The following is a 25,374-nucleotide window of genomic DNA, read 5'->3' as shown; positions in this document are numbered from 1 at the left end:
AAAGGGAGAAAGGAAGAGGATGAGGTGGATGGCTGTGGATAACGGTGATCCCCGATTCTGGCGAATCTGTCCACAGATCCGGGGGCTTGTGCGGGCATGTGTGCGGATCTGTGGACGATTCGGAGCACTACCGCCGGAAACGGCGGAAATGCTATAGCTGGACGAGCGGGAGTCCCGTGGATAACCGGGCGGACGGGGCCGGATCTTCCCAGCTTCCGAAGCGGTCGGCGGAGTTGTTCCGCGCTTGGCCGTATCGGGGAGGAGGAGTCCCCCAGCCGGGACGAAACGACGGTGAATCCGGTTGTCCACAGATCTGGGCCGGATTCTCCACAGAATGTTGGGGACGGATGAAAGAGTTCCACCTACATCTCGTATCCGATGCGACGGGCGAGACGATCAACAGCGTGGCGCGCGCCTGCGTCATCCAGTTCGACGACGTTCGGCCGATCGAACATTTCTGGAATCTGGTGCGGACCGACCGCCAACTCGACCTCGTTCTGGAGGGAATCCGGGACAACCACGGGCTGGTGATGTTCACGCTGGTCGACGAGACGCTGCGCCGCCGGCTCCAGGATTTCTGCCGCGAGATGCAGGTGCCCTGCATCCCCGTGCTCGATCCGCTGATCAACGCGCTCGCCGCCTTCCTGGGCGTGGAATCGCAGCGCCAGCCCGGCCGCCAGCACGTCCTCGACGCCGAATATTTCAGCCGCATCGACGCCGTCGATTTCGCCCTGTCCCATGACGACGGCCAGTCGAACTGGGACCTGCACGAGGCCGACGTCGTGCTGATCGGCGTGTCGCGCAGCTCCAAGACGCCGACCTGCATCTATCTGGCCAACCGCGGCATCAAGGCGGCCAACATCCCGCTGGTGCCGGGCAGCCCGTTGCCGGCCGAGCTGGACCTGCTGACCCGGCCGCTGATCGTCGGCTTGACCAAGGACCCCGACCGGCTGGTGCAGATTCGCCGCAACCGGCTGAAGCTGCTGAACCAGGGCGAGGGCTCCAGCTACGCCGACCCCGAGCTGGTCCGTGCCGAGGTTCAGGAGGCACGGCGGCTGTTCAGCCGGCGCGGTTGGCCGGTGATCGACGTATCGCGCCGCTCCATCGAGGAGACCGCGGCCGAGATCATGATGCTGCTCGCCCGCCGTCAGAGCTCCAGTTTCAGCCCGGAAGGGAAGAAGACGTGAGCGCGGCTCCCAAGCTCGTCCTGGCATCCGGCTCGCGCACGCGGGCGGCGATGCTGGAACAGGCCGGCGTGACCGCCATCCTCGACAAGCCGCTGGTCGACGAGGACGAGGTGAAGGCCGCCGGCCGGGCCGAGGGCGTTCCCGCCGACGCCGTCGCCGAGGCCTTGGCCGAATTGAAGGCCCAGCGCATCACCCGCCGCCATCCGGGCGCGCTGGTGGTCGGCGCCGACCAGATGCTGGACTGCGAGGGGCGCTGGTTCGACAAGCCGGCCGACCGCGCCGCGGCACGCGCCCAGCTGCTCGACCTGCGCGGCAAGACCCACCAGCTGGTCAGCTGCGCCGTGGTCGTGCGCGACGGCGAGCGGATGTGGCACAAGACCGACAGCGCCCGCCTGACCATGCGCAACTTCAGCGAAGCCTTCCTCGACGATTACCTTGATCGCGTCGGCGACGAGGTGCTGCACTCGGTCGGCGCCTATCAGCTGGAAGGGCTGGGGGCGCAGCTCTTCCACCGGGTCGAGGGCGACTTCTTCACCATCCTCGGGCTGCCGCTTCTGCCGCTGCTCGGCTTTCTGCGCGTGCATGGAGTGGGCAGGGAATGACGGCAGGTTCTTCTGGGGTGATCAGCGGCAAGGCCAAGATCGCCGGCGTGATGGGCTGGCCCATCGGCCATTCGCGCTCGCCCCGGCTGCATGGATTCTGGCTGCGGCAGTATGGGATCGACGGCGCCTATGTGCCGCTGGCGGTGGCGCCGGAGCGTGCCGAGCAGGCGATCCGCGCCCTGCCCGCTTTGGGATTCCGCGGCTGCAACGTCACCGTCCCGTTGAAGGAGATCGCCTTCCGCACCGTCGACCGGCTGGACGGGACGGCGCAGCGGATGGGAGCCGTCAACACCATCGTGGTGGCCGATGACGGTGCGCTGGAAGGCGGCAACACCGACGGTTTCGGCTTCATCGAGAATCTGCGCGCCGAGCAGCCGGACTGGACGGCGGAGCGCGGTCCGGCGGTGGTGATCGGTGCCGGCGGGGCCGCCCGCGCCGTGGTGGTCGCCCTGCTCGATGCCGGTGCGCCGGAGGTCCGTCTGGTCAATCGCACCCGCGCGCGTGCCGAGGAGCTGGCGGCGGATCTGGCCGCGGTCGGGCTCGGCAGCGGCGTGACGGTGGTCGATTGGGTTTCACGTGAAACCGCGCTCGACGGTGCGTCCCTGCTGGTCAACACCACGACCCAGGGCATGGCCGGGCAGCCGGCGCTGGACCTGTCCCTGCGCGCCCTGCCCGCCTCGGCGGTAGTCAACGACATCGTCTATGTGCCGCTGGAGACCCCGCTGCTGGCCGAGGCCAGGACGCGCGGCAACCCGGTGGCCGGCGGCATCGGCATGCTGCTGCATCAGGCGCGTCCCGGCTTCAAGGCCTGGTTCGGCGTCGAGCCGCAGGTAACGCCGGAGCTGACGCGCTTCGTCCTGGAAGGCTGAGGCACGGGCGATGATCGTGCTGGGCCTGACCGGTTCCATCGGCATGGGCAAGAGCACCGCCGCCCGCATGCTGAAGGCGATGGGCGCCCCGGTCTGCGATTCCGACGCGGTGGTGCATGGGCTGCTCGGCCGCGGCGGCCGGGCGGTGCCCGTCATCGACGCCGCCTTCCCCGGCGTGGTGGTCGATGGAGCGGTCAGCCGGCTGGCGTTGGGGGCCGCGGTGTTCCGCGACGGGGGTGCGCTGAAACGGCTGGAGGCGATCCTGCATCCGATGGTCCAGGCGGCGCAGCGCGACTTCCTCGCCCGTGCCGCCCGTCGCGGTGCCGGGATCGCCGTGCTGGACATCCCGCTGCTGTTCGAGACCCGGGGCGAGCGGCGGGTCGACGCCACCATCGTCGTTTCGGCCCCCTTCGCCGTCCAGCGCGCCCGCGTGCTGGCCCGGCCGGGCATGACGGCGGAGAAGTTCGCCGGCATCCTCGCCCGCCAGATGCCGGACGCGGAAAAACGCCGCCGCGCCGATTATGTCGTGCCGACCGGCGCCGGTCGGCTGGTGACGCGGCGCGCACTTCAGGGCATTGTACGCGACGTGGCGCGGCGGTCGGGCCGGCACTGGCCGCCGCGCGGCTATCAACCAGGGCAAATCCATCATGCGTGAAATCGTTCTCGACACCGAAACCACGGGCTTCAAGCCGGAGGAGGGGCACCGGCTGGTCGAGATCGGCTGCATCGAGCTGGTCAACCACCTTGCCACCGGCGAGCGCTTCCACGTCTACCTCAACCCCGAGCGCGACATGCCGCCGGAGGCCTTCGCCGTCCATGGGCTGAGCACGGAGTTCCTCGCCGATAAGCCGCTGTTCAACGACGTCGCCGCCGACTTCGTCGCTTTCATCGGCGACGCGCCGCTGGTGATCCACAACGCCGCCTTCGACATGCATTTCCTGAACTGGGAGCTGAAGATCGCCGGCTATCCGGTGATGCCGAAGGACCGCGCCGTCGATACCCTGCTGATGGCCCGGCAGAAGTTCCCCGGCTCGCCCGCCACCCTGGACGCGCTGTGCAAGCGCTTCGGCGTCGACAACTCCAACCGTACCCTGCACGGCGCGCTGCTCGACGCGCAGCTGCTGGCCGAGGTTTATCTGGAGCTGCTGGGCGGCCGGCAGACCGGCCTGTCCTTCGCCGGCGGTCCGGCATCGAGGGGCGGTGTCGCCAGCCCGGTCCGCATCGACCGTCCCTTCCGCGAGGCCCGCGTCTTCGCCGTCAGCGACGACGAGGCCGCGGCTCATGCCGAGATGCTGAAGAAGATCAAGAACCCGCTGTGGGCGGTTGAGTGAGGAAGGGGCGGATCCGGGTCTCCGGCTCTTCGCCCCTCGGCTCCGGCTTTAAGGCACCAGCACCGTCGACCCCGTGGTCGCCCGCGATTCCAGCGCCCGGTGCGCGTCGGCGGTGTCCTTCAGCGCGAAGCGCTGGTTGACGGTGAACGTCACCCCGCCATTTTTCACCGCGTCGAACAGATCGGCGGCCGAGGCCATCACATCCTCCCGCTTGGCGGTGTAGGTCGCCAGCGTCGGCCGCGTCACGTAGAGCGATCCTTTTGCCGCCAGCAGCCCCAGATCCAGCGGCTCCGGCGCGCCCGACGCGGCGCCGAACAGCACCATCAGACCGCGCGGCCGCAGGCAGTCCAGCCCCTTCAGGAAGGTTGTTTTGCCGACGCCGTCATAGACGACCGGCACGCCCTGCCCGCCTGTCAGCTCCTTCACCCGGACGACGAAATCCTCGCGGGTGTAGTCGATGGTGTGGTGGCAGCCATGGGCCTTCGCCAGTTCGGCCTTCTCCTCTGACCCGACGGTGCCGATCACCGTGGCGCCGAGATGCCGGGCCCAGGAGCACAGCAGCAGCCCCACCCCGCCGGCGGCGGCCTGCACCAGGATGGTGTCGCCGGGCTGGACCGCATAGGTGCTGCGCAGCAGATACTGCGCGGTCAACCCCTGCAGCAGCGTGGCGGCGGTCGCCTGTTCGTCGAGCCAGCTCGGCAGCGGTACCAGCCGGTCGGCGGCGATCAGCCGGCTCTCGGCATAGGCGCCGATGGACATGGCGTAGCCGACGCGGTCGCCGACCTTCAGCGTGGTGACGTCCGGACCCAGCGCCTCCACCACGCCGGATCCTGCCATGCCGATCACCGCCGGCAGATCCGGCAGCTTGTAGGCGCCGGACCGGTGATAGGTGTCGATGTAGTTCAGCCCGACCGCGGTCTGGCGGATGCGCACCTGTCCCGGACCGGGCTCTCCCACCTCGATCTCGTCCCAGCGCAGAACCTCCGGCCCGCCGTGCTCGTGGATGCGGATCGCGTGAACCATGGTGGTTTGGTCTCCCTTCTTTCGAGTTCTCAGGCTTTTCAGAGCAGCGCGAACTGCTCCGCCGCCGCACCGTTGCCCTGGCTTATGCCGGCATGCCGGCGTTCCAGCGCCAGCAGCCACGACTTGGTGTCGAGCCCGCCATGGCCGGAATAGCCGCCGGGCGCGCCGCCGCTGGCCAGCACGCGGTGGCAGGGGATGACGATGGGGATCGGGTTGGCGCCGCAGGCACCGCCTACCGCGCGCGGCCCACTGTCCAACATCTTCGCCATCCCGCCATAGGTGGCGGTGCCGCCATAGGGGATCGCCAGCATCGCCTCCCAGACGCTCTGGCGGAAGGCGGTGCCCGCCGGCTTCAGCGGCAAGTCGAAGCGGTGGAGCCGTCCGGTGAAATAAGCGTCCAGCTGACGCGCCGTCTCGACCAGCACGGCGTCCGGCTCGTCCTGGTCGAAACGGCCCCAGCCGACCGCGGTCAGGGCGGATCCGTCCCCGGTCAGCATCAGCGGGCCGAGCGGGCTGTCGATGGAAAGGCGCGCCATGGAGTCCTCCCGCAAAAATCAGTTTTTAGTTGCCAGCAGAGCCGCCAGATCCGCCGGCGCCGTCACCGGGGCCGAACAGGTCATGCCGCGGCAGACATAGGCGGTGGCGATCCCGTCGCGCATCCCCTTGCCCTGTGCCGGATGGTTGGCGGGCAAATCCGTCTCCGGTGCCAGCACGGTCAGGATGCGGTTGGGCAGCGAGCGCTCCAGCACCGTCCGCCGCAGCGCTTCCGTCTCCGCAGTTTTGGGCGGGCCGACGATGACGATCTGCACAGGCGCCGTCATCAGCTCCACCGCGTTGAGGAAGGTCGGCAGGGGGAAGAAGTTGCGCGCCAGCTCGCCGGAGAAGGCGGCGGCAAGCGCTTCCGCCCGCTCGCGGTACGCATCCTCGCCGGTGCGCTGGAACAAAGTGGTCAGCACCGCCAGCATGGTGCCGTTGCCGCTGGGGGTGGCGTTGTCGTGAGGGCTCTTGGTGCGGACGATCAGCCCTTCGGCATCGTCGGCGGTGAAGAAATAGCCGCCGTTGGCGCCGTCCCAGAAATGGGCGTCGAGCGTCGCCACCCAGACCCTGGCCTGGTCGAGGGCGGCCGGATCCCCGGTCGCCTCATGCAGCGCCAGGGCGGCGCGCGCCATGTGGGCATAGTCGTCCAGCATGCCGGTGTGCTTGCCCTGCCCGTGCCGCCAGCTGTGGCAGAGCCGGCCGCCGCTGTCCATGCGGTCGCGGACGAAGGCGAAGGCACGGCCGGCAGCGTCCAGCCACTCCGGCTCGTCGAGCGCCAGGGCGGCATGGGTCAGAGCGGCGATCATCAGGCCGTTCCAGTCGGCCAGCACCTTGTCGTCCCAGCCCGGCCGCACCCGCTTGGCCCGCGCCCGCAGCAGGATGTCGCGGCCCCTGGCAAGCATCGCCTCGGTGGCGTCGTCGGCCAGCGTCAGGCCGCCCAGCCGGTTCAGGATGGTGACGCCTTCCCAATTGCCCTGGGGCAGCACCTCGTAAACGCGTTTAAACGTCGCCAGCCCGTTGTCGCCGAGGGCGGGACCGAGCAGCCGGTCGACCTCATGCTCCTGCCATATATAGAAGAGTCCCTCCTCGCCCTCGCTGTCGGCGTCCAGCGTCGCGGCGAAGCCGCCGCCGTCGGCGATCATCTCGCGCAGCAGCCAGCCGACCGTCTCGCGGATGCGGGTTTCCAGCAGCGGGTCGCGCGTCTCCTGCCAGACCAGCGTCATCAGGTCGAGCAGCTCGGCGTTGTCGTAGAGCATCTTCTCGAAATGCGGGACCAGCCAGCGTTCATCGACCGAATAGCGGGCGAAGCCGCCGCCGAGATGGTCGTAGATGCCGCCCTGCGCCATGTTGGCCAGCGTATGGGTCACCGCCTCGCGGAAGGGCTCGCGCCCGGTCCGCTGCCAAGCCCGCCACAGCAGTTCGAACAGCGGCACCTGCGGGAATTTCGGCGCGCTGCCGATGCCGCCATGGATCGGATCGACCTCCCGCAGCAGCCGTTGTGCCACCTGATCCAGCACCCCGGCATCGACGGCGCCGGCCGAGCGGTTCTCTCCCATCCCGGCAAGGGCCGATTTCAGCGCGTCGACATTCTTGATCACCTTGTCCGTCTCATTGGCATAGGTGTCGGCGATGCCGTGCAGCACGTCGGGGAAGCCGGCGCGGCCATAGCGCGCTGCCGGCGGGAAATAGGTGCCGCCCCAGAAGGGCTCGGCATCCGGCGTCAGGAACATGGTCAGCGGCCAGCCGCCCTGCTGTCCCAGCAGCGCCAGTGCCGATTGGTAGATGGTGTCGAGGTCCGGACGCTCTTCCCGGTCGACCTTGATGTTGATGAACAGTTCGTTCATCAGCCCGGCGATCTCGGGATTCTCGAAGCTTTCATGCGCCATCACGTGGCACCAGTGGCAGGCGGCATAGCCGACCGACAGCAGCACCGGCTTGTTCTCCGCCTTGGCACGGGCGAAGGCTTCCGGACCCCAGGGCATCCAGTGCACCGGGTTGTCCTTGTGCTGCAGCAGATAGGGGCTGGTCTCCCGGCCTAGCAGGTTCGCGCCCAACGGAGTGGCGGGCATGGCGGTGTCCGATCTGTTGGTGTGTCGTTGGACAATAGGTGGCGCCGGGGTGGCGTTGCGCCAGTGCATCCTATCTGTATAGTGGGGCATGAGCCGCCGCGGCGCTCAACCCCAAAATCAACGCGGCCAATGCCTGGACCGGTGCCCGATCCTTCGATTTCGAGGGGGAGAGGCCGGCTCCGGCTCTGGAGGGGGTCCCCATGAAAATCACCGTCGACATCGACTGCACCCCGGACGAGGCCCGGCACTTCCTGGGCCTGCCCGACGTGAAGCCGATGCAGGATGCCATGATGCACGAAATCCAGGAACGGATGCGTGCCAACCTCCAGGCCATGGACCCGGAGACCATGCTCAAGACCTGGCTGCCCGCCGGCATCCAGGGCATGGAGCAGATGCAGAAGATGTTTTGGTCCCAGATGGCCTCGGCCCTGGGCCAGGAAGGAAGAAAGTGACCGACCGTTCAATTGAGTCCCAGAAGCCTTACTTCGAAGCCCATGTCTTCTGCTGCACCAACCGCCGCCCCGACGGGCACCGGCGCGGATCCTGCGCCGCCCACGGGTCGGAAAAGCTGCGCGACTATATGAAGGCCCGCGCCCGCGAACTCGGTTTCGACGGCAAGGTGCGGATCAATTCCGCCGGCTGTCTCGACCGCTGCGAGCTGGGGCCGACGCTGGTGATCTATCCGGAAGGGGTCTGGTACACCTACCGCAGCACCGGCGACGTCGATGAAATCCTCCAGACCCATCTGGTCGAAGGCCGCCGGGTCGAGCGGCTGATGCTGACGGCGGAGCAGCGCGAGCTGCGGCCCGAGCAGCAGGGCTGATCCTCCGCCGATGTCCACCGACACCATTTACGCGCTCGCCACCGCCCCCGGACGATCCGGTGTGGCGGTGGTTCGCATTTCGGGACCCGAGGCCGGATCCGCCCTCGCCGCGCTGACCGGCCGCCCTCTGCCTGCGCCACGCCGTGCCGTGCTGACCAAGCTGCGCGATCCCCAGACCGGCGATGCGCTGGACGACGCGCTGGTCCTGCGCTTCACCGCTCCCGCCAGCTTCACCGGCGAGGATGTGGTGGAACTGCATCTGCATGGCGGGCGCGCCGTCGTCACCGGCGTGATCGAGGCGCTCGCCACCCTGCCCGGCCTGCGGCTGGCCGAGCCCGGCGAGTTCACCCGCCGCGCCTTCGAGAACGGCAAGCTCGACCTTACCGAGGCCGAGGCGGTCGCCGACCTGATCGACGCCGAGACCACCGCGCAGCGCCGGCAGGCTTTGCGGCAGATGGAGGGTGCGCTCGGCAAGCTCTATGACGGCTGGCGGGAGCGGCTGACCCGCGCCCTCGCCCACATCGAGGCCGACATCGATTTCGCCGACGACGACCTGCCCGGCGGCGTCGCCGATGCCGTCCGCCCGGTGATCGCCGGGCTGGCCGGGGAAATCGCCAGCCATCTCGATGACGGCGGCCGTGGCGAGCGTCTGCGCGAGGGCCTGCACATCGCCATCGTCGGCGCGCCGAATGCCGGCAAGTCGAGCCTGCTGAACGCGCTGGCCCGCCGGGACGCCGCCATCGTCTCCGCCCGCGCCGGCACCACCCGCGACATCATCGAGGTGCATCTCGACCTCGGCGGCTATCCGGTCGTGCTGGCAGACACCGCAGGCCTGCGGGAGGCCGCCGCCGACGAGGTGGAGGAGGAAGGCATCCGCCGCGCCCGGGACCGGGCCGCCCGTGCCGATGTGAAGGTCGCGGTGTTCGATGCCGCCACCCTGCCCGATCTCGACCCGGCGACGCTGCACCTGATCGACAGCGACACGGTGGTCGTCTTCAACAAGACCGACCTTGCAGCAGCGGTAGACCTGCGCCCGGATCTGTCGCCGATCCTGGTCTCCGCCCAGACTGGTGACGGGCTGAAGCTGTTGGAAGAAAAGCTGACGGAGTTCAGTGCCGACCGCCTCGCCATCGGCAGCGCGCCCTCACTGACCCGCGCCCGTCATCGGGCCGCACTGACCGAATGCCGGGAGTCGCTGCTGCGGGCGTTGGAGGCACCGTTGCCCGAACTTGCGGCGGAGGATGTGCGTCTCGCCAGCCGGGCATTGGGGCGCATCACCGGGCGGGTGGATGTCGAGGATTTGCTCGACGTGATCTTCCGGGATTTCTGCATAGGCAAGTGAGGGGGAGAAATGAGGGCGTGTTTCACGTGAAACAGGGCTGACCTGCGGCACTTGTCTCCGCCCGCCTCCCCGCCTCCCTCTTGGATCCGCGCCGCCGTTCCGCTATGGTCCCGCACATGCGAAGCTATGATGTCATCGTTGTCGGCGGCGGTCACGCCGGCTGTGAGGCTGCCGCGGCGGCAGCGCGCATGGGTGCGCGTACGCTCCTGCTGACCCACAAGGTCGAAACCATCGGCGAGATGTCCTGCAACCCCGCCATCGGCGGTTTGGCCAAAGGCCATCTGGTGCGGGAGATCGATGCGCTGGACGGGGTGATGGCGAAGGCCATCGACCGCGGCGGCATCCAGTTCCGCATCCTGAACCGCAGCAAGGGACCGGCCGTCCGCGGACCGCGCGCCCAGGCCGACCGCAAGCTCTATCGGCAGGCGATGCAGTCGCTGCTGGCAGACCAGGAGAACCTGTTCATCGAGGCCGGCGGCGCCGAAGACCTGATCGTCGATGACGAGCAGCGGATCACCGGCGTCGTCACCGGGGCTGGCGAGTCCATCCGCGCCGGCGCCGTGGTGCTGACCACCGGCACCTTCCTGCGCGGGCTGATCCACATCGGCGAGGAGCGCACCCCCGCCGGCCGCGTCGGCGAAGCGCCGTCCATCGGCCTGTCCGACACGCTGGCCCGTCTCGGCTTCCCGCTCGGCCGTTTGAAGACCGGCACCCCGCCGCGGCTCGACGGCCGCACCATCGATTGGGACGCGCTGGAGAAGCAGCCCGGCGACATGCCGCCGCCGCCCTTCTCCTACATGACTGAGCGGATCGACACGCCGCAGATCGACTGCGCGATCACCTGGACGACGCATGAGGCGCACGCGCTGATCCGTGCCAACCTGCATCGCGCCCCGATGTATTCCGGCCAGATCACCGGCACCGGCCCACGCTATTGCCCGTCCATCGAGGACAAGGTCGTCCGCTTCGCCGAGAAGGAGAAGCACCAGATCTTCCTCGAACCCGAAGGGCTGGACGATCCCACCGTCTACCCGAACGGCATCTCGACCTCCCTGCCCCGCGATGTGCAGCTCGGCATCCTCGCCAGCATGCCGGGGCTGGAGAAGGTGGTGATGATCCGTCCCGGCTACGCCATCGAATACGACTATGTCGATCCGCGCGAACTGAAGCCGACGCTGGAGACCCGCCGGGCGCCGCGCCTGTTCCTGGCCGGCCAGATCAACGGCACCACCGGCTATGAGGAGGCGGCGGCGCAGGGGCTGATGGCCGGCATCAACGCGGCGCTGGCAGCGGGCGGCAACCCGGACGGCTTCGTGCTCGACCGTGCCGACGCCTATATCGGCGTGCTGATCGACGATCTGATCGGCCGGGGTACCAACGAGCCCTACCGCATGTTCACCTCGCGCGCCGAATACCGGCTGCTGCTGCGGGCCGACAATGCCGACCAGCGGCTGACCGGCAAGGGCGTCGCCATCGGCTGCGTCGGCTCCGAGCGTCGCGATGTCTTCGCCGCCAAGAGTGCCGCCCTGTCCGCCGGACGTGCCCTGGTCGCGTCGTTGCAGGCGACCCCTGTCGAACTGTCCCGCCAAGGCGTTGCGGTGAACCAGGACGGCGTGCGCCGCAGTGCCGCCGACCTGCTGCGTTATCCCGACATCGATCTCGCTGCCCTCGCCCGCCTGTGGCCGGAGCTTGGCGAGATCGCCCCCGAGATTGCCGAGCAGCTGGAGATCGACGGCAAATATGCCGGCTATCTCGGCCGGCAGGAGGCCGACATCCGCGCCTTCCGCAAGGACGAGTCGCTCGCCCTGCCCGACGATCTCGATGTCGATGGCATCGGCAGCCTGTCCGCCGAAATCCGCCAGAAACTGCGCCAGTCGCGTCCGGCGACGCTGGGCGCTGCCGCGCGCATTCCCGGCATGACCCCGGCGGCGCTGGTCGCCCTGCTCCGCCACGTGAAGCGCCGCGATGTGGCAGCAGGGGTTGCTGCGGAATGAGCGGGTTCGATGCGGTTGCATTTCAGGAGGCCATGGGTGTTTCACGTGAAACGCTCGACCGCCTGATCGCTTATGAGGCTCTGCTGCGCAAGTGGCAGCCGAAGATCAATCTGGTCGGCCCCTCCACCCTGCCGGATGCCTGGAAGCGTCATGTCCTCGACTCTGCACAGCTCTATCCCCTGCTGCCGGACGGCACGCGGGTGCTGGTCGATCTCGGCAGCGGCGCCGGCTTCCCAGGTCTGGTGCTCGCCATCCTCGGCGTGCCGCAGGTGCATCTGATCGAGAGCGACGTGCGCAAATGCGCCTTCCTGCGCGAGGTCGCCCGTGTCTGCGAGGCGCCGGTCACCGTCCACACCAAGCGCATCGAAACCGTCACCGGGATCGAGGCCGATGTGGTCACCGCCCGCGCCCTGGCGCCGCTGGCCGATCTGTTCGCCTGGGCCCATCCCTTCATCGGATCGCGCGGCAAGTGCCTGTTTCTGAAGGGCGCGGCGCTGGACGACGAATTGACCGCTGCAACGCAATATTGGACACTGGTTCCTGAGCGATTCGACAGCCGCACCGATCCGAGCGGGACCATCCTGCGTGTGAGCCATCTTGAGCGTGCGTGAAGACCGTGCCTGATACCGTTCCCCCGCCCTCTTCCCGCCAACCGGACTCCCGAGAGGCTGCCATGTCTGCCGTCACCCGTCCCCTTGCCCGCGTGGTTGCGATTGCCAACCAGAAGGGCGGCGTGGGCAAGACCACGACGACGATCAACCTCGCCACCGCGCTTGCCGTCATCGGCAAGCGGGTCCTGGTGATCGACCTCGACCCCCAGGGCAACGCGTCCACCGGTCTCGGCATCCCCCGCTCCGACCGCCGCGTCGGCATCTACGACGTGCTGTTCGACGACGTGTCGCTGGAGAAGGCCGCCACCCCCTCCTCCGTGCCGAACCTGTCGATCATCACCTCGTCGGTCGATCTGTCGGGTGCGGAGATCGAGCTGGTCGGTGCCGAGCGCCGCGAGTTCCGCCTGCGCGAGGCGGTCGCCAACAGCGCGCTGGAATATGATTACGTCCTGATCGACTGCCCGCCGGCGCTGGGATTGCTGACGCTGAACGCGCTGGTCGCGTCGCATGCGGTGATGGTCCCCCTCCAGTGCGAGTTCTACGCGCTGGAAGGCCTCAGCCATCTGGTCCGCACCATCGAGCGGGTGAAGCGCGCCTTCAACCCCAACCTCGACATCCACGGCGTCGTGCTGACCATGTTCGACAAGCGCAACAATCTGTCGGACATGGTGGCGGCGGATGTCCGCGGCTTCTTCGGGGAGAAGGTGTATGACACCGTGATCCCGCGCAACGTCAAGGTGTCGGAGGCGCCGTCGCACGGCAAGCCGGTGCTGATCTACGACATGCGCTGCCCCGGATCCCAGGCCTACATCCATCTGGCGGGCGAGGTGCTTCGCCGTGAGAAGAGACTGACCGCATGATCGACGACACCAAACAAGGCGGCGCCCGCCGCGCCAGCCTGGGCCGCGGCCTCTCCGCTCTGTTCGGCGAGGCGACCGAGGATTATTCGGCGCTCGACAAGGTGCGGCAGTCCAAGCAGGTGCCGATCGAGTTCGTCCATCCCGGCAAGTACCAGCCGCGGCGGAAGTTCGATGACGAGGCCATTCAGGGCCTCGTCGAGTCCATCCGGGACAAGGGCATCCTCCAGCCGCTGCTGGTCCGCCGCGACGCGGAGGACGCCAATTCCTACGAGCTGATCGCCGGCGAACGCCGCTGGCGCGCGGCGCAGATCGCCGGCCTGCACGAGGTTCCGGTCATCATCCGCGATCTCAGCGACCGCGAGGCGCTGGAAATCGCGCTGATCGAGAACATCCAGCGCCAGGATCTGACCCCTCTGGAAGAGGCGGAAGGCTATCGTCGGCTGATGGAGGAGTTCGAGCACACGCAGGAGGATCTGGCCCGCGCCGTCGGCAAGAGCCGCAGCCATGTCGCCAACATGATGCGCCTGCTGGCCCTGCCGGAGCCGGTCAAGTCGATGGTGCAGGACGGCGCGCTGACCGCCGGCCATGCCCGTGCCCTGCTGACCGCCCCGGATCCGGCCGCGGTCGCCCGCGAGGTGGTCACTCGCGGCCTGAATGTGCGCCAGACCGAAGACCTGATGCGCGGCGACCAGCCCAAGGCGAAGAAGGGCAAGGCCGCGACCGGCGGAGCCGGATCCGCTCCTGCGATGAAGGACGTCGACCTGATCAATCTGGAGGAGGAAATCTCCGCCCGCATCGGCTTGAAGGTCGCCATCAATCCGCAGGGTCAGCGCGGGACGATCACCATCCACTACCAGACGCTCGACCAGCTGGACGATGTGCTGCACCGGCTGGGCGGCGAAGAGTAACGGGGCTTTATCGGGGGCGTTCTCGCCCCTACCCCCTCACCTTCCCGAAGTCGATGTAGCGGTAGATCAGCCCGTTCTCTTCCATGGGCGCGCTCGACCACACCTCCGCCCACTCCGCCCCGATCGGCGGCATCAGCGTGTCGCCGTCGACCGCGCTTTCGATGCGGGTCAGGTGCAGGCTGTCGGCAATCGGCATCGTCTCGCGGAACAGGGCGGCACCGCCGATGACGCAGAGTTCGGCGGCGCCGGACGCCTGCGCCCACGACACCGCCGCACCCAGCCCGCTGAACCAGCGGGCACCGTCCTTCTCACCGAACGCGGCCTGACGGCTGATCACCAGATTGTCCCGGCCAGGAAGCGGACGGCGCGGCAGGGATTCCCAGGTCTTCCGGCCCATCAGGATCGGCTTGCCCATCGTCAGTTCCTTGAACCGGCGCAGGTCGCTGGGAAGGCTCCAGGGAAGCCGGCCATCGCGACCGATCACGTCGTTCGTTGCGGCGGCGACGATCAGAGTGATGAGCATCCCATGCCCTTTCCCTGCTTGAGCTGACCGATTTTACGCCAGAATTGCGCCGAGCACCGCGTTCAGACGCTGTAGCCCCTCCGGTGTGGCAACCAGACGGTCGGCATCGCGGGTCAGGAAACCGCCGCCGATCAGGCGGGACAGGGCTGCCGGATCGACCAAATCGTCCAAACTCCGGCCGGTTTCCTCCGTCAGGCGGGCAAGCCGCACGCCTTCGGTCAGGCGCAGCCCCATCATCAGCAATTCGGTCCCGCGGGCGTCGCGGTCGATGGGGTCCGGAGCGGCGGCGCCATGGCCGTCGCGCTCCACCCGCTCCAGCCAAATCTCCGGGGCACGATGGGCACGGGTGGCGAACTTCTCGCCGTCCAGCGTCAGCCGGCCATGGGCGCCGGGACCGATGCCGACATAGTCGCCATAGCGCCAGTAGGTCAGGTTGTGGCGGCTTTCCTCGCCGGGTCGGGCGTGGTTGGAAATCTCGTAGGCCGGCAGCCCGGCCGCCGTCAGCTGGCTCTGCGTCGCCTCATAGAGATCGCCGGCCAGATCCTCGTCGGGCAGCACCAGATCGCCGCGGGCATGGAGTGGATAGAAGGCCGTGCCCTGCTCGATGGTCAGCTGATAGACCGACAGATGGCCGACCGCGTAGTCCAGCGCCCGTGCCAGTTCCGCCTGCCACGCCGCCACCGTCTGGCCCGGACGGGCATAGATCAGGTCGAAGGAGAAGCGGTCGAAAATCCGCGCCGCCAGTTCGATGGCGCCGGTCGCCTCCGCCGCATTGTGCTCGCGGCCGAGAAATTTCAGGCTGGTGTCGTCCAGCGCCTGAATACCCAGCGAGACGCGGTCGATCCCGGCGCTGCGGAAGGCGCGGAACTTGTCGGCTTCGACGGAGGTCGGGTTGGCCTCCAGCGTCACCTCCAGCCCCTCGGCGACCGTCCAGCGTTGGGCGACGCGGTCGACGATGGAACCAACGGTGGAGGGTTCCATCAGCGACGGGGTGCCGCCGCCGAAGAAGATCGAGGTGACGGTGCGCCCGGCGGTCAGGTCGGCGTAATGGTCCAGTTCGCGCAGCAGCCCGGCCCGCCAGCGGTCATGGTCGACCCGCTCGCGGACATGGCTGTTGAAATCGCAGTAGGGGCACTTCGACTTGCAGAAGGGCCAATGGACGTAGATGGCAAAACCAGGATCTGAACCACTCACCGGAAGCACCGCTCCACCAGCTGGCGGAAGGCGTCGGCGCGGTGGCTCATCTCGTGCTTCCTGGCCGGGTCCATCTCGCCGAAGGTCAGCCCATGCCCGTCGGGCAGGAACATCGGGTCATAGCCGAAGCCCTGCGGCCCCCGCGGCGGCCACACCAGCGTGCCATAGCAACGGCCCTCCACCGTCTCGACATGGCCGTCCGGCCAGGCGAGCGACAGGGCGCAGACGAAATAGGCGCTGCGGTCGGCTTTACCGGCCAAACCGTCCTCGACCTTCTGCATCGCCATGGCGAAGTCCTTGGCCGGGCCGGCCCAGCGGGCGGAATAGATGCCAGGATCGCCGTTCAGCGCCGGCACCACCAGCCCGCTGTCGTCGGCGAGCGCCACATGGCCGGCGGCGGCCGCAGCCTTGGCCTTCAGCTCCGCGTTGGCGATGAAGGTGGTGCCGGTTTCCTCAGGTTCGGGCAGGCCCAGCTCCCCGGCCGCGGTGAAATTGGCGACATAGGGGCCGAGCAGATCGGCGATCTCGCGCACCTTGCCCTTGTTGTGGCTGGCGATGACGAGGGTGTCGCCGGTGAAGCGGCGGGGAGCGGACATGGTCATGAACCTTTGGCTGAGTGGGCCTTACTTGATGCCGAGGACCTGCTTCTGCAACGCCACCAGCTCGGTCACGCCCTTGCGGGCGAGCGTCAGCAGCTCCATGAACTGCGGCTCGGAGAAGGGGGTTTCCTCGGCGGTGCCCTGGATTTCGACGATGCCGGCCTTGCCGGTCAGGACGAAGTTGGCATCGGCCTGCGCCTTGGAATCCTCGTCGTAATCGAGGTCGAGCACGGCATTGCCCTGGTAGAGGCCGCAGGAGACGGCGGCGACCTGATCGGTCAGCGGCATGGTCTTCAGGGCGCCGATCTGCATCAAATGCTGGAAGGCCAGATGCAGGGCGACATAGCTGCCGGTGATGGCGGCGGTGCGGGTGCCGCCGTCGGCCTGGATCACGTCGCAGTCGATCTTGATCTGCTTCTCGCCCATGGCCGAGCGGTCGGTGACGGCGCGCAGCGCGCGGCCGATCAGACGCTGGATTTCCTGGGTGCGGCCGGACTGCTTGCCCTTCGCCGCCTCACGGTCGCTGCGGCTGTGGGTGGAGCGCGGCAGCATGCCGTATTCGGCGGTGACCCAGCCCAGCCCGGTGTTCTTCAGGAAGCGCGGCACCGTTTCGTCGACGCTGGCGGTGCACAGCACATGCGTGTTGCCGAAACGCACCATGCAGGACCCCTCGGCATAGCGGCTGAAGCCGGGTTCGAGGGAGACGGTGCGCAGTTGGTCGAAGGCGCGGCCGGAGGGGCGCATGGGCATCATTCCGAAGGTCGTTTGCAGATCGGCGGCAAGCTAACGGCTCTGCCCCGCCCCGTCCAGCACGGTGTCCTCCAGTACGGTGTCCGCGATCATCAGGGCGGGCGACGGCGTCGCCGCCGGGCGCGTCGCCCGCTCCAGCCACAGGGTCAGCAAGGGAATGGCAAGCCCGATGGCGATGGAGACCGTGGCCATGGTCGAGACATGCTCCAGCCGGCCGTCGGGCGCGTTGGTCAGGATCTCCGCCGACAGGAAGGCGCCGAAGGCGGAGCTGAGATGCTGGACTGCCGACACCAGTGCCATGAAGCCGGCGCGCTCCTGCGGGTCCGGCACACGGGAGAAGGCGGCGCCGTTGGCGACCATGCGGACGCCGACGAAGGTCATGAAGAAGGGAAACAGCCCCAGCACCGGCATCCAGGGACGGTAGCCGATGAAGGCGGTGAAGATCACGACGCTCAACCCCACGGTCGCCGCGAAGGTGATGGCGCTGGAGCCGTGTCGGTCGACCAGCCGGCCGGCCCAGCGGGAGGCGAAGAAGCTCAGCGCGCCCCCGGTCATATAGACCAGGCTGAGATGGTCTCGCGGGAAGCCCAGATTGCCCTGCACATAGGCGGCGATGTTGGGAACGATCATGAATTGCTGGACCTGCACCAGCGCCACCGTGGCGTAGGCCAGCCAGACCTTGCGGCGCGACAGCAGAGCCGTCATCCGCACCCACGCCCCCGTCTTGACCCCTGCCCCAGCAGCCAGATGACCGCGCTGCGGCGGCAGGATGGCGATGGCGGCGACGGCGACGACCAGCCCGGCGGCGGCCACCGCGAAGAAAGGCAGGCGCCAGCCGCCATAGAGCGCCAGTTCAAGCCCGACCGGCACCCCGGCGATGGCCGACAGCGAGAAGGCCGACATCACGGCCCCCATCGCCTGCCCGCGCCGCTGCGGCGCCACTTGATCCGTCAGCGTGGCGATGGCGACGGCAACGGCCGGGCCGCCGAACAGTCCGGCCAGCACGCGCGCCGCCAGCAGCGACGGGAAGTCCCAGGCCAGCCCGCCGAGCGCGGTGGAAACGATCAGCCCGGCCATCGCCACGGAAAGCGCCCGGCGCCGGTCGAAGCGGTCGAGCAGCATCGATCCGATCAGCCCGGCGACCGCGGCGGCGGCGGTGTAGCTGCCGCCGATGTAACCGATGTGTGCCGCCGGGATGCCAAGCGCCCGTGCGAAGTCGGGGCCGAGCGGCATCACCATCATGAAGTCCAGGATGTTGATGAACTGCACCGCCGCGATGACCAGCGTGATGCGGCGTTCGTCGGGCGTCAAGGCGGTGGGCGCCGCAGGGCGTGTGGCCTGGGACAAGATGGAGGCTCCGGCAGAGGCGGAAAAGCGCGGATTGCGGGGGTGCACTGCATGGTAACAGCCACCGCCCGGCCTGCCCAAACGCCATGGTCATGCAAGGCGAGCGCAGCAGATAGGACGCAATCCCAACTGAATGTGTCTCTGATCGTCAAAGAAATGCATGATTCGTACAAAAAGCGGGCTTTGGAGGCTTGGCGAGTTGCGCGTGCCGCGTGTACCATCGCGACCCCACCGTCGGCAGCGCACCGCACAAAAAGCATCAACGACGACCGACGGGCTGTACACTCCGTTGAGGAACACGACATCCATGTCCGACACCAAGCGCGTCACCGATGAAGAGGCCCTGCTGCTGCATTCCAGCGGCCGGCCCGGCAAGCTGGAAATCACCCCGACCAAGCCGCTGACCACCCAGCGCGATCTGGCGCTGGCCTATTCGCCCGGCGTCGCCGCGCCCTGCCTGCGCATCGCCGAAGACCCGTCGCTCGCCTACGACTACACGGCCAAGGGCAACATCGTCGCCATCATCTCCAACGGCACCGCGGTGCTGGGGCTGGGAGACCTCGGTGCGCTCGCCGGCAAGCCGGTGATGGAAGGCAAGGCGGTGCTGTTCAAGCGCTTCGCCGACGTCGACGGCATCGACCTGGAGGTCGACACCCGCGACGTCGACGAGTTCGTCAACTGCGTGCGCTTCCTCGGCCCCAGCTTCGGCGGCATCAACCTGGAAGACATCAAGGCACCCGACTGCTTCATCATCGAGGAGCGGCTGCGCGAACTGCTGGACATCCCGGTCTTCCACGACGACCAGCACGGCACCGCGATCATCGCCGCCGCCGGCCTGATCAACGCCTGCGACATCACCGGCCGCAAGGTCGAGGACGTGAAGATGGTGGTGAACGGCGCCGGTGCGGCGGGCATCGCCTGCGCCGAGCTGTTCTGCACGATGGGTGTTTCACGTGAAAACATCATCCTGTGCGACACCAAGGGCGTGGTCTATCGCGGCCGTACCAACGGCATGAACCAGTGGAAGTCGTCCTTCGCCGTCGACACCGACAAGCGCACGCTGGAAGAGGCGGTGGCCGGCTCCGACGTGTTCGTCGGCCTGTCGGCCAAAGGGGCGATGACGCCCGAGATGGTCAAGTCGATGGCAGCCAAGCCGATCATCTTCGCGCTGGCCAACCCCGATCCGGAGATCACGCCGGAAGAGGTCAAGGCGGTGCGCGGCGACGCCATCGTGGCGACCGGCCGCTCCGACTATCCCAACCAGGTCAACAACGTCCTGGGCTTCCCCTATTTGTTCCGCGGCGCGCTCGACGTCCGCGCCACCACCATCAACGAGGCGATGAAAATCGCCGCCGCCAAGGCGCTGGCGGCGCTGGCGCGCGAGGATGTGCCGGACGAGGTCGATGCCGCCTATTCCGGGCGCCGGCTGCGCTACGGCCCGGACTACATCATCCCGGTGCCGTTCGATCCGCGCCTGATCGTCACCGTCCCGGCCGCCGTCGCCCAGGCGGCGATGGAAAGCGGCGTGGCGCGCAAGCCGATCCTCGACCTGACCAGCTACAAGCATTCCCTGCGCACCCGCCTGGATCCGACAGCCGACAGCCTGGAACTGATCCTGGAGAAGGTGCGGACCAACCCGCGCCGCGTCGTCTTCGCCGAGGGCGAGGAGGAGCGGACAATCCGCGCCGCCATGGCCTTCCGCGCCCACGGTTACGGCACGCCGGTGCTGATCGGCCGGGAAGAGGTCATCCGGGAACAGCTGACGGCGATGGGCCAGCCCAACGTCCAGTTCGAAATCCACAACGCCCGCCTGTCGGACGCCAACCGCCGCTATGCCGACCACCTCTACCGCCGCCTGCAGCGCAAGGGCGCGCTGCTGCGCGACTGCCAGCGGATGGTCAACCAGGACCGCAACGTCTTCGCCGCCTGCATGGTGGCGCAGGGCGACGCCCATGCCATGGTGACCGGCCTGACCCGCAGCTTCGGCGTCGCCTATGAGGAAATCCGCCGCGTCATCGATCCCAAGGCGAGCGAGCCGGTGTTCGGCCTGCACCTGTCGATCACCCGCAACCGCACCGTCTTCATCGCCGACACCACCGTCCATGTCCGTCCCGACGGCAAGACGCTGGCCGACATCGCCGTTGGGGCGGCGGCCAAGGCGCGGCAGATGGGGCACGAGCCGCGGATCGCGATGCTGTCCTTCTCCAACTTCGGCCAGACGCCGCACCCGAACACCGATCCGCTGCGGGAAGCCCTGTCGATCCTCGACAGCCGCCGGGTCGATTTCGAGTATGACGGCGAGATGTCAGCCGACGTGGCGCTGGATTACCAGCTGATGAAGCGGGTCTACCCGTTCTGCCGGTTGTCCGGTCCTGCCAACGTGCTGATCATGCCCGGCCTGCATTCGGCCAACATCTCGGCCAAGCTGCTGAACAAGATGGCCGGCGGCCAGATGATCGGCCCGCTGCTGATCGGCTTGGACAAGCCGGCGCAGATCGTCACCATGGGCGCCTCGGTCAACGACATCGTCACCGCCGCAGCATTGGCGGCGCATGACTCGCTGCCGTGGTGAGGTGACGGCTCTTCTTTCGCCCCGGTGGAGGAGAATACCCTCTCCCGGGGCGGGAAAAGGCGTTTAAGGGAGCACCCTCACCCCAGTGCCTTGTAGAAAAAAGTCGTGTCGCAGAGTCCACCCTGCGGCCACAGGGCGCAGTTCGGGATGACGCCGACCTTCACCCAGCCGGCGCGCGTGTAGAGCCGCTCGGCCTCGGGCGACGCGGTGTCCAGCACCAGCAGGGTCTTGCCGGCGGCGCGTCCGGCATCCTCGGCGGCCTGCATCAGGGCGGCGCCGACGCCGCGACAGCGGCCGCGGCGGTGGACCAGCATCTTGGACAGGTCGGCGCGGTGCGGCTGGTTCGGCGGCTGGGCGACCACCAGCTGGACGGTGCCAAGCACGCCGTCGCCGTCTTCCGCCACCAGCAGGATGCGCTCCCCCCGCTCCACCCCGGCCACCACGCTCCGCCAGAAGCCTTCGGCGGTGGCGCGGTCGAGGGGGGCCATGAAGCTGACCGACGCCCCGCCCTCCACGCAATCCAGCAGCACGTCGGTCAGGCCCGGCACGGCGGCGCCGGCCTCGTCCGCCGTCAGCACGCGGACCGTCACCGCACCGTTTCCACTCCGCTGGGTCGGGTCCAGGCAGGCGGCATCCATGGCTCGCTCCTTCAACGTTTAACGGCGTTTGAACCGCCACGCCCCTCGGTGGTCAGCGCCACGATGTAGCGGGCGGTGCGGTTGGTCGGGTTGTGGAAGCCGGTCGGCCGGTCGAGCCGCATGGCGAGGCAATCGCCGGTGCTTAGCCGGTGCGTCACCTCGCCCACACTCAACTCGATGGTGCCGTCCAGCAGATGGATCTGCTGCTCGACGATGGCGGCGCGGGCGCCGCTGTCGTAGGAGACGCGGGCGCCCGGCGGCAGTTCCACCTCCACCAGCTCGATGGGGGATGGATAGCCCGGCGGCGACAGGTTGCGGCGGCGGTAGCCGGTGGCCGGGTCGGTCCAGGCGATCTGGTCGGCGCGGCGAACCACCGGGTCGGCGTCCGCGCGCTCCGCCTCGGCGAACAGCGTCGCCAGTGTCACGCCGAGCCCGGCGGCGAGCCGCTCCAGCACCGACGCCGTCGGGCTGCTCTGCCCCCGCTCCACCAGCGAGATCATCGAGCGGCTGACGCCCGACCGTTCGGCCAGGCCGTCCAGCGTCAGGCCGCGGTCCGCCCGCAGGGCACGCAACCGGACGGCAAGCCGGCTGTCGATGTCGTTTTCCGTCTTTTCCATGAAGATAGAATAACAATCCAGAATATTGGAGTCAACGGCCAGCCGCACAGTCGCCGTCATGAATCTTTTATGACCGCCGCGCGAGCGTCGCGGCGATGGTGTAGAAGGGCTGGACCCGCGCATTCCCGGTCTGTCTCCACTCTCAAATCCGGTGTTACCCCATGCGCCAGAAGGCGTCGCCGCCCACCCCGCTTCTGACCGCCATCCTGCTGATGCTGGCCCCCCTTGCCGGCGTGCTGACCTGGGCGGTCTATAGCGGGGCCTTGCATGGCGGGCTGGCGCTGGCGGCGGGTGTCGCGGCATTGGCGGGGGCGGTCCAGATCCTGCGGACCTACCGGCGCGATGCCAACGCGGTGACCGACTATGCCGCCCGGCTGGCCGAAACCGACGAGCCGCTGGCCCCGGCCGGGACACCGCCCGCCCTGAAGGCGCTGGCCGCCACCATCGGCCGCCTGCACCGGGTCGGGCTGCGCCGCGCCGAGAGCGTGCGGATGCAGCTGGACGCCGACGAGGCGGTGATCGACGCCCTGCCCGCTCCTCTCCTGTTGATGGATGCCGACCGGCAGGTGGTGCGCGCCAACCAGACCGCGCGGGAGCTGTTCGGCGACAAGATCGTCGACCGCGACCTCGCCTCGTCCCTGCGGACGCCGGCGGTGCTGGAGGCAGTGGATTCGGTGTTGCGCGGCGGCGCGTCCCGCATCATCGAGTTCACCCTGCCGGTCCCGGTGGAGCGCAGCTTCGAAGCGCAGGTGAAGCCCTTCCAGCGGCTGGTGCAGGAACCCGACCCCTCACTGCTGGATGGCGAGATCGAGGAGGAGCCGGCGCCGCGTCCGCCCACCGTCGCCCGCATGGCGATCCTGACCCTGCACGACGTCACCGCCGCCCGCCGGTCGGAACAGATGCGCGCCGACTTCATCGCCAACGCCAGCCACGAGCTGCGCACGCCGCTGTCGTCTCTGCTGGGCTTCATCGAGACGCTGCGCGGCCCGGCCCGCGACGATCCGGAGGCGCAGGACCGTTTCCTGGCGATCATGCACGATCAGGCCAGCCGGATGACCCGTCTGGTCAACGACCTGCTGTCGCTGTCGCGCATCGAGCTGGACGAGCATATGCAGCCCAACGGCCGGGTCGATGTGGTGGAGGAGCTGGAGAACGTCATCGCCGCGCTTCAGCTGAAGGCGGCGGAGCGCCGCATCCGCCTGCGCATGGAGGCGCCGGAGGATTTGCCGCCGGTCGTCGGCGACGAGGACCAGCTGACCCAGGTCTTCCAGAACCTCGTCAGCAATGCGATCAAATACACGCGCGAGGACACCGACGTGACCGTCAGCGTGGCGCTGGCCGACGGTGCGGCGGTGGGTTTCACCGGCCTGCCGGCGCCCGGCGCTGCCGCGAAGGACAAGCGTGGCGGGCGCGGCGGCACCGCCATGGTGTCGGTGTCGGTGCGCGACCGCGGCGACGGCATCGCCCGCACCCACCTGCCCCGCCTGACCGAGCGCTTCTACCGCGTCGATGCCGCGCGGTCGCGCGCCATGGGCGGCACCGGGCTGGGGCTGGCCATCGTCAAGCACATCCTGAACCGCCACCGTGGCCGGCTGACCATCGAAAGCGAGGTCGGGGTGGGCAGCGCCTTCACCGTTTACCTGCCGGCGGTCGGGGAAGCGATTTCCCCCTCTCTCCCCCGGGGAGAGGGCCGGGGTGACGGGGAGACGCGTCAGGATTTTCGTGGAAGGGCCGCCGCGCTTCCCCCTCACCCTAACCCTCTCCCCGGGGGGGAGAGGGGATATGGCGGGGTGTGAGAGGGGCTGGGTGCTCTGTGACGCTGTCATGAAAGCGTCATAAAAACGTAATCAATTGGTCGCCCTCCGGGTCTATGGTCCGCGCCATTCCGCTGGACCAGTCTCCGTTTCCTCAAGGAGGGGCACCCGTGACCACCCGGACCCATGTTGTCACCGTGACCGCCCTGGGCCTGACCCTGGCCCTGAGCCTTGCCGCCCCGGCCCGGGCGCAGTCGCGTGACCAGATCCGCGCGGTCGGCTCCTCCACCGTCTTCCCCTTCACCACTGCGGTGGCAGAGGCCTTCGGCAAGACCGGCAGGTTCAAGACCCCGGTGGTCGAATCGACCGGCACCGGCGGCGGGCTGAAGCTGTTCTGCGCCGGCGTCGGTCCGGCCCATCCCGATATCGCCAACGCCTCGCGCCGGATCAAGAAGTCGGAAGTCGACCAGTGCGCCGCCAACGGCGTCACCGCGTTGACCGAGCTGAAGATCGGCTACGACGGCATCGCGCTGGCCTCCTCCCGGAAGGCGGCGCCGGTGTCGCTGTCCACCGTCCTCCTGTGGAAGGCGCTGGCCAAGGAGGTGCCGGTGAACGGCGCCCTGGTCGCCAATCCTTACAAGCTGTGGTCCGATATCGACCCGTCGCTGCCCAAGGCGGCCATCGAGGTGCTGGGGCCGCCGCCCACCTCCGGGACGCGCGACACCTTCAACGAACTGGCGATGCTGGAGGGCTGCAGGAAGCTGGCCGAGGTCGCCAAGGCCGTTCCCGACGAAAAGGCGCGCGAGCGCGCCTGCATGACCATCCGCGAGGATGGCGCCTATGTCGAGGCCGGCGAGAACGACAACCTGATCGTCCAGAAGCTGCTCGCCAACCCCAATGCCTTCGGCGTCTTCGGCTACAGCTACCTCGACCAGAACCGCGACACCTTGCAGTCGGCGAAGATGGACGGGGTGGAGCTGACCGCGGAGACGGTGGCCGCCGGCAAGTATGAGCTGGCCCGCCCGCTCTACATCTATGTCAAGAACGCCCATGCCGGCGTCATTCCGGGCATCCGCGAGTTCATCGGCGAATACACGTCGGAACGGGCGATGGGCGACGACGGCTATCTGGTCGACAAGGGCCTGATCCCGGAGCCGAAGGCGCTGCGCGACGCCGCCCGCGTCGAGGCGGTCAACCTGACGCCGTTGCAGTTCTGACCAACTC

General features: G+C 68.4%; 25 protein-coding genes. 15 read left to right on the top strand and 10 right to left on the bottom strand.

Annotation, left to right across the window (positions count from 1 at the left end):
* Nucleotides 1-347 precede the first annotated feature (347 nt).
* From ABNQ38_RS23370 to dnaQ, 5 genes are read left to right on the top strand one after another with little or no spacing between them, the layout of a single operon-like run.
* A complete protein-coding gene (locus ABNQ38_RS23370; RefSeq protein ID WP_377808271.1) occupies nt 348-1,187 on the top strand; it encodes a pyruvate, water dikinase regulatory protein in 840 nt (279 codons plus the stop codon).
* A complete protein-coding gene (locus ABNQ38_RS23365) occupies nt 1,184-1,789 on the top strand; it encodes a Maf family protein (protein WP_377808270.1) in 606 nt (201 codons plus the stop codon). Before ABNQ38_RS23370 ends, ABNQ38_RS23365 begins: the two co-directional genes overlap by 4 nt.
* Entirely contained in the window at nt 1,786-2,658 is an 873-nt protein-coding gene (locus tag ABNQ38_RS23360) for a shikimate dehydrogenase (RefSeq protein WP_377808269.1), read from the top strand. Before ABNQ38_RS23365 ends, ABNQ38_RS23360 begins: the two co-directional genes overlap by 4 nt.
* 10 nt (nt 2,659-2,668) lie before the next feature.
* Nucleotides 2,669-3,313 carry a dephospho-CoA kinase gene (gene coaE, locus ABNQ38_RS23355; protein WP_377808268.1) on the top strand — a complete coding sequence of 215 codons (645 nt, stop codon included), beginning with the start codon at nt 2,669-2,671 and terminating at the stop codon, nt 3,311-3,313.
* Nucleotides 3,306-3,989 (top strand): DNA polymerase III subunit epsilon, encoded by a 684-nt coding sequence (gene dnaQ / locus ABNQ38_RS23350; RefSeq protein ID WP_377808267.1) that lies wholly within the window; start codon nt 3,306-3,308, stop codon nt 3,987-3,989. Before coaE ends, dnaQ begins: the two co-directional genes overlap by 8 nt.
* Before the next feature lie 48 nt (nt 3,990-4,037).
* On the opposite strand, the gene ABNQ38_RS23345 is transcribed toward dnaQ, so the two are convergent.
* Genes ABNQ38_RS23345 through ABNQ38_RS23335 form a run of 3 tightly spaced genes read right to left on the bottom strand, consistent with a single transcriptional unit; the run spans nt 4,038 to nt 7,618 of the window.
* Nucleotides 4,038-5,012, bottom strand: a complete 975-nt coding sequence (locus ABNQ38_RS23345) for a quinone oxidoreductase family protein (protein ID WP_377808266.1) — start codon at nt 5,010-5,012, stop codon at nt 4,038-4,040.
* Nucleotides 5,013-5,050: 38 nt separating this feature from the next.
* The gene (locus ABNQ38_RS23340; protein WP_377808264.1) at nt 5,051-5,548 is read right to left on the bottom strand and encodes a methylated-DNA--[protein]-cysteine S-methyltransferase; all 498 of its coding nucleotides are present in this window, start codon (nt 5,546-5,548) and stop codon (nt 5,051-5,053) included.
* A gap of 18 nt (nt 5,549-5,566) precedes the next feature.
* Nucleotides 5,567-7,618 carry a thioredoxin domain-containing protein gene (locus ABNQ38_RS23335; protein WP_377808263.1) on the bottom strand — a complete coding sequence of 684 codons (2,052 nt, stop codon included), beginning with the start codon at nt 7,616-7,618 and terminating at the stop codon, nt 5,567-5,569.
* Between the two features lie 200 nt (nt 7,619-7,818).
* On the opposite strand from ABNQ38_RS23335, the gene ABNQ38_RS23330 reads away from it, so the two are divergent.
* From ABNQ38_RS23330 to ABNQ38_RS23300, 7 genes are all read left to right on the top strand, one after another.
* The gene (locus ABNQ38_RS23330; RefSeq protein ID WP_014249167.1) at nt 7,819-8,070 is read left to right on the top strand and encodes a DUF6489 family protein; all 252 of its coding nucleotides are present in this window, start codon (nt 7,819-7,821) and stop codon (nt 8,068-8,070) included.
* On the top strand, nt 8,067-8,441 hold the full coding sequence (locus ABNQ38_RS23325) for a ferredoxin (RefSeq protein ID WP_377808262.1): 375 nt from the start codon (nt 8,067-8,069) through the stop codon (nt 8,439-8,441). Before ABNQ38_RS23330 ends, ABNQ38_RS23325 begins: the two co-directional genes overlap by 4 nt.
* A 10-nt stretch (nt 8,442-8,451) precedes the next feature.
* Entirely contained in the window at nt 8,452-9,783 is a 1,332-nt protein-coding gene (gene mnmE / locus ABNQ38_RS23320) for a tRNA uridine-5-carboxymethylaminomethyl(34) synthesis GTPase MnmE (protein WP_377808261.1), read from the top strand.
* A 104-nt stretch (nt 9,784-9,887) separates the two neighbouring features.
* The gene (mnmG, locus tag ABNQ38_RS23315; RefSeq protein WP_377808260.1) at nt 9,888-11,777 is read left to right on the top strand and encodes a tRNA uridine-5-carboxymethylaminomethyl(34) synthesis enzyme MnmG; all 1,890 of its coding nucleotides are present in this window, start codon (nt 9,888-9,890) and stop codon (nt 11,775-11,777) included.
* The gene (rsmG, locus tag ABNQ38_RS23310) at nt 11,774-12,388 is read left to right on the top strand and encodes a 16S rRNA (guanine(527)-N(7))-methyltransferase RsmG (protein WP_377808259.1); all 615 of its coding nucleotides are present in this window, start codon (nt 11,774-11,776) and stop codon (nt 12,386-12,388) included. The genes mnmG and rsmG overlap by 4 nt, the downstream gene beginning before the upstream one ends.
* Before the next feature lie 62 nt (nt 12,389-12,450).
* A complete protein-coding gene (locus ABNQ38_RS23305) occupies nt 12,451-13,248 on the top strand; it encodes a ParA family protein (protein WP_377808258.1) in 798 nt (265 codons plus the stop codon).
* Entirely contained in the window at nt 13,245-14,156 is a 912-nt protein-coding gene (locus tag ABNQ38_RS23300) for a ParB/RepB/Spo0J family partition protein (protein WP_377808257.1), read from the top strand. Before ABNQ38_RS23305 ends, ABNQ38_RS23300 begins: the two co-directional genes overlap by 4 nt.
* Nucleotides 14,157-14,184: 28 nt before the next feature.
* Here the strand turns inward: ABNQ38_RS23300 and ABNQ38_RS23295 are convergent, their stop codons facing one another.
* The 5 genes from ABNQ38_RS23295 to ABNQ38_RS23275 are packed head-to-tail and all read right to left on the bottom strand — an operon-like array spanning nt 14,185 to nt 18,569.
* Nucleotides 14,185-14,679: a dihydrofolate reductase gene (locus tag ABNQ38_RS23295; RefSeq protein ID WP_377808256.1), complete on the bottom strand. Its 495-nt coding sequence runs from the start codon at nt 14,677-14,679 to the stop codon at nt 14,185-14,187.
* A 33-nt stretch (nt 14,680-14,712) separates the two neighbouring features.
* Nucleotides 14,713-15,882, bottom strand: a complete 1,170-nt coding sequence (gene hemW, locus ABNQ38_RS23290) for a radical SAM family heme chaperone HemW (protein WP_377808255.1) — start codon at nt 15,880-15,882, stop codon at nt 14,713-14,715.
* The gene (gene rdgB, locus ABNQ38_RS23285) at nt 15,870-16,469 is read right to left on the bottom strand and encodes an RdgB/HAM1 family non-canonical purine NTP pyrophosphatase (RefSeq protein ID WP_377808254.1); all 600 of its coding nucleotides are present in this window, start codon (nt 16,467-16,469) and stop codon (nt 15,870-15,872) included. The genes hemW and rdgB overlap by 13 nt, the downstream gene beginning before the upstream one ends.
* A gap of 27 nt (nt 16,470-16,496) precedes the next feature.
* Nucleotides 16,497-17,216, bottom strand: a complete 720-nt coding sequence (gene rph / locus ABNQ38_RS23280) for a ribonuclease PH (RefSeq protein WP_109096021.1) — start codon at nt 17,214-17,216, stop codon at nt 16,497-16,499.
* A gap of 39 nt (nt 17,217-17,255) precedes the next feature.
* Nucleotides 17,256-18,569 carry an MFS transporter gene (locus ABNQ38_RS23275; RefSeq protein WP_377808253.1) on the bottom strand — a complete coding sequence of 438 codons (1,314 nt, stop codon included), beginning with the start codon at nt 18,567-18,569 and terminating at the stop codon, nt 17,256-17,258.
* A gap of 307 nt (nt 18,570-18,876) precedes the next feature.
* Between ABNQ38_RS23275 and ABNQ38_RS23270 the strand changes: the two genes are divergently transcribed.
* On the top strand, nt 18,877-21,141 hold the full coding sequence (locus ABNQ38_RS23270) for an NADP-dependent malic enzyme (RefSeq protein ID WP_377808252.1): 2,265 nt from the start codon (nt 18,877-18,879) through the stop codon (nt 21,139-21,141).
* Between the two features lie 77 nt (nt 21,142-21,218).
* Here the strand turns inward: ABNQ38_RS23270 and ABNQ38_RS23265 are convergent, their stop codons facing one another.
* Both ABNQ38_RS23265 and ABNQ38_RS23260 read right to left on the bottom strand, forming a co-directional pair.
* A complete protein-coding gene (locus tag ABNQ38_RS23265; RefSeq protein ID WP_377808251.1) occupies nt 21,219-21,779 on the bottom strand; it encodes a GNAT family N-acetyltransferase in 561 nt (186 codons plus the stop codon).
* Nucleotides 21,780-21,790: 11 nt separating this feature from the next.
* Nucleotides 21,791-22,396 (bottom strand): helix-turn-helix domain-containing protein, encoded by a 606-nt coding sequence (locus ABNQ38_RS23260; protein ID WP_377808250.1) that lies wholly within the window; start codon nt 22,394-22,396, stop codon nt 21,791-21,793.
* Between the two features lie 161 nt (nt 22,397-22,557).
* Between ABNQ38_RS23260 and ABNQ38_RS23255 the strand changes: the two genes are divergently transcribed.
* Both ABNQ38_RS23255 and ABNQ38_RS23250 read left to right on the top strand, forming a co-directional pair.
* The gene (locus tag ABNQ38_RS23255) at nt 22,558-24,192 is read left to right on the top strand and encodes an ATP-binding protein (protein ID WP_377808249.1); all 1,635 of its coding nucleotides are present in this window, start codon (nt 22,558-22,560) and stop codon (nt 24,190-24,192) included.
* 128 nt (nt 24,193-24,320) lie between these two features.
* Nucleotides 24,321-25,367 carry a PstS family phosphate ABC transporter substrate-binding protein gene (locus ABNQ38_RS23250; protein ID WP_377808248.1) on the top strand — a complete coding sequence of 349 codons (1,047 nt, stop codon included), beginning with the start codon at nt 24,321-24,323 and terminating at the stop codon, nt 25,365-25,367.
* The last annotated feature ends 7 nt before the right edge of the window (nt 25,368-25,374 follow it).

The sequence above is a fragment of the Azospirillum sp. A29 genome (genome assembly GCF_042604625.1).
In the GTDB taxonomy this organism is placed as follows: Bacteria; Pseudomonadota; Alphaproteobacteria; order Azospirillales; family Azospirillaceae; genus Azospirillum; species Azospirillum palustre.
Note: the sequence above shows the minus strand (reverse complement) of the source record. Positions and strands in the feature narration are given on the sequence as shown.

Bases quoted from the DNA above. Each gene is read 5' to 3' on its own strand.
- ABNQ38_RS23370 (WP_377808271.1), top strand. From the start codon at position 348: ATGAAAGAGTTCCACCTACATCTCGTATCCGATGCGACGGGCGAGACG.
- ABNQ38_RS23360 (WP_377808269.1), top strand. From the start codon at position 1,786: ATGACGGCAGGTTCTTCTGGGGTGATCAGCGGCAAGGCCAAGATCGCC.
- coaE (WP_377808268.1), top strand. From the start codon at position 2,669: ATGATCGTGCTGGGCCTGACCGGTTCCATCGGCATGGGCAAGAGCACC.
- dnaQ (WP_377808267.1), top strand. From the start codon at position 3,306: ATGCGTGAAATCGTTCTCGACACCGAAACCACGGGCTTCAAGCCGGAG.
- ABNQ38_RS23345 (WP_377808266.1), bottom strand. From the start codon at position 5,012: ATGGTTCACGCGATCCGCATCCACGAGCACGGCGGGCCGGAGGTTCTG.
- ABNQ38_RS23340 (WP_377808264.1), bottom strand. From the start codon at position 5,548: ATGGCGCGCCTTTCCATCGACAGCCCGCTCGGCCCGCTGATGCTGACC.
- ABNQ38_RS23335 (WP_377808263.1), bottom strand. From the start codon at position 7,618: ATGCCCGCCACTCCGTTGGGCGCGAACCTGCTAGGCCGGGAGACCAGC.
- ABNQ38_RS23330 (WP_014249167.1), top strand. From the start codon at position 7,819: ATGAAAATCACCGTCGACATCGACTGCACCCCGGACGAGGCCCGGCAC.
- mnmE (WP_377808261.1), top strand. From the start codon at position 8,452: ATGTCCACCGACACCATTTACGCGCTCGCCACCGCCCCCGGACGATCC.
- mnmG (WP_377808260.1), top strand. From the start codon at position 9,888: ATGGTCCCGCACATGCGAAGCTATGATGTCATCGTTGTCGGCGGCGGT.
- rsmG (WP_377808259.1), top strand. From the start codon at position 11,774: ATGAGCGGGTTCGATGCGGTTGCATTTCAGGAGGCCATGGGTGTTTCA.
- ABNQ38_RS23305 (WP_377808258.1), top strand. From the start codon at position 12,451: ATGTCTGCCGTCACCCGTCCCCTTGCCCGCGTGGTTGCGATTGCCAAC.
- ABNQ38_RS23300 (WP_377808257.1), top strand. From the start codon at position 13,245: ATGATCGACGACACCAAACAAGGCGGCGCCCGCCGCGCCAGCCTGGGC.
- ABNQ38_RS23295 (WP_377808256.1), bottom strand. From the start codon at position 14,679: ATGCTCATCACTCTGATCGTCGCCGCCGCAACGAACGACGTGATCGGT.
- rdgB (WP_377808254.1), bottom strand. From the start codon at position 16,469: ATGTCCGCTCCCCGCCGCTTCACCGGCGACACCCTCGTCATCGCCAGC.
- rph (WP_109096021.1), bottom strand. From the start codon at position 17,216: ATGCGCCCCTCCGGCCGCGCCTTCGACCAACTGCGCACCGTCTCCCTC.
- ABNQ38_RS23270 (WP_377808252.1), top strand. From the start codon at position 18,877: ATGTCCGACACCAAGCGCGTCACCGATGAAGAGGCCCTGCTGCTGCAT.
- ABNQ38_RS23265 (WP_377808251.1), bottom strand. From the start codon at position 21,779: ATGGATGCCGCCTGCCTGGACCCGACCCAGCGGAGTGGAAACGGTGCG.
- ABNQ38_RS23260 (WP_377808250.1), bottom strand. From the start codon at position 22,396: ATGGAAAAGACGGAAAACGACATCGACAGCCGGCTTGCCGTCCGGTTG.
- ABNQ38_RS23255 (WP_377808249.1), top strand. From the start codon at position 22,558: ATGCGCCAGAAGGCGTCGCCGCCCACCCCGCTTCTGACCGCCATCCTG.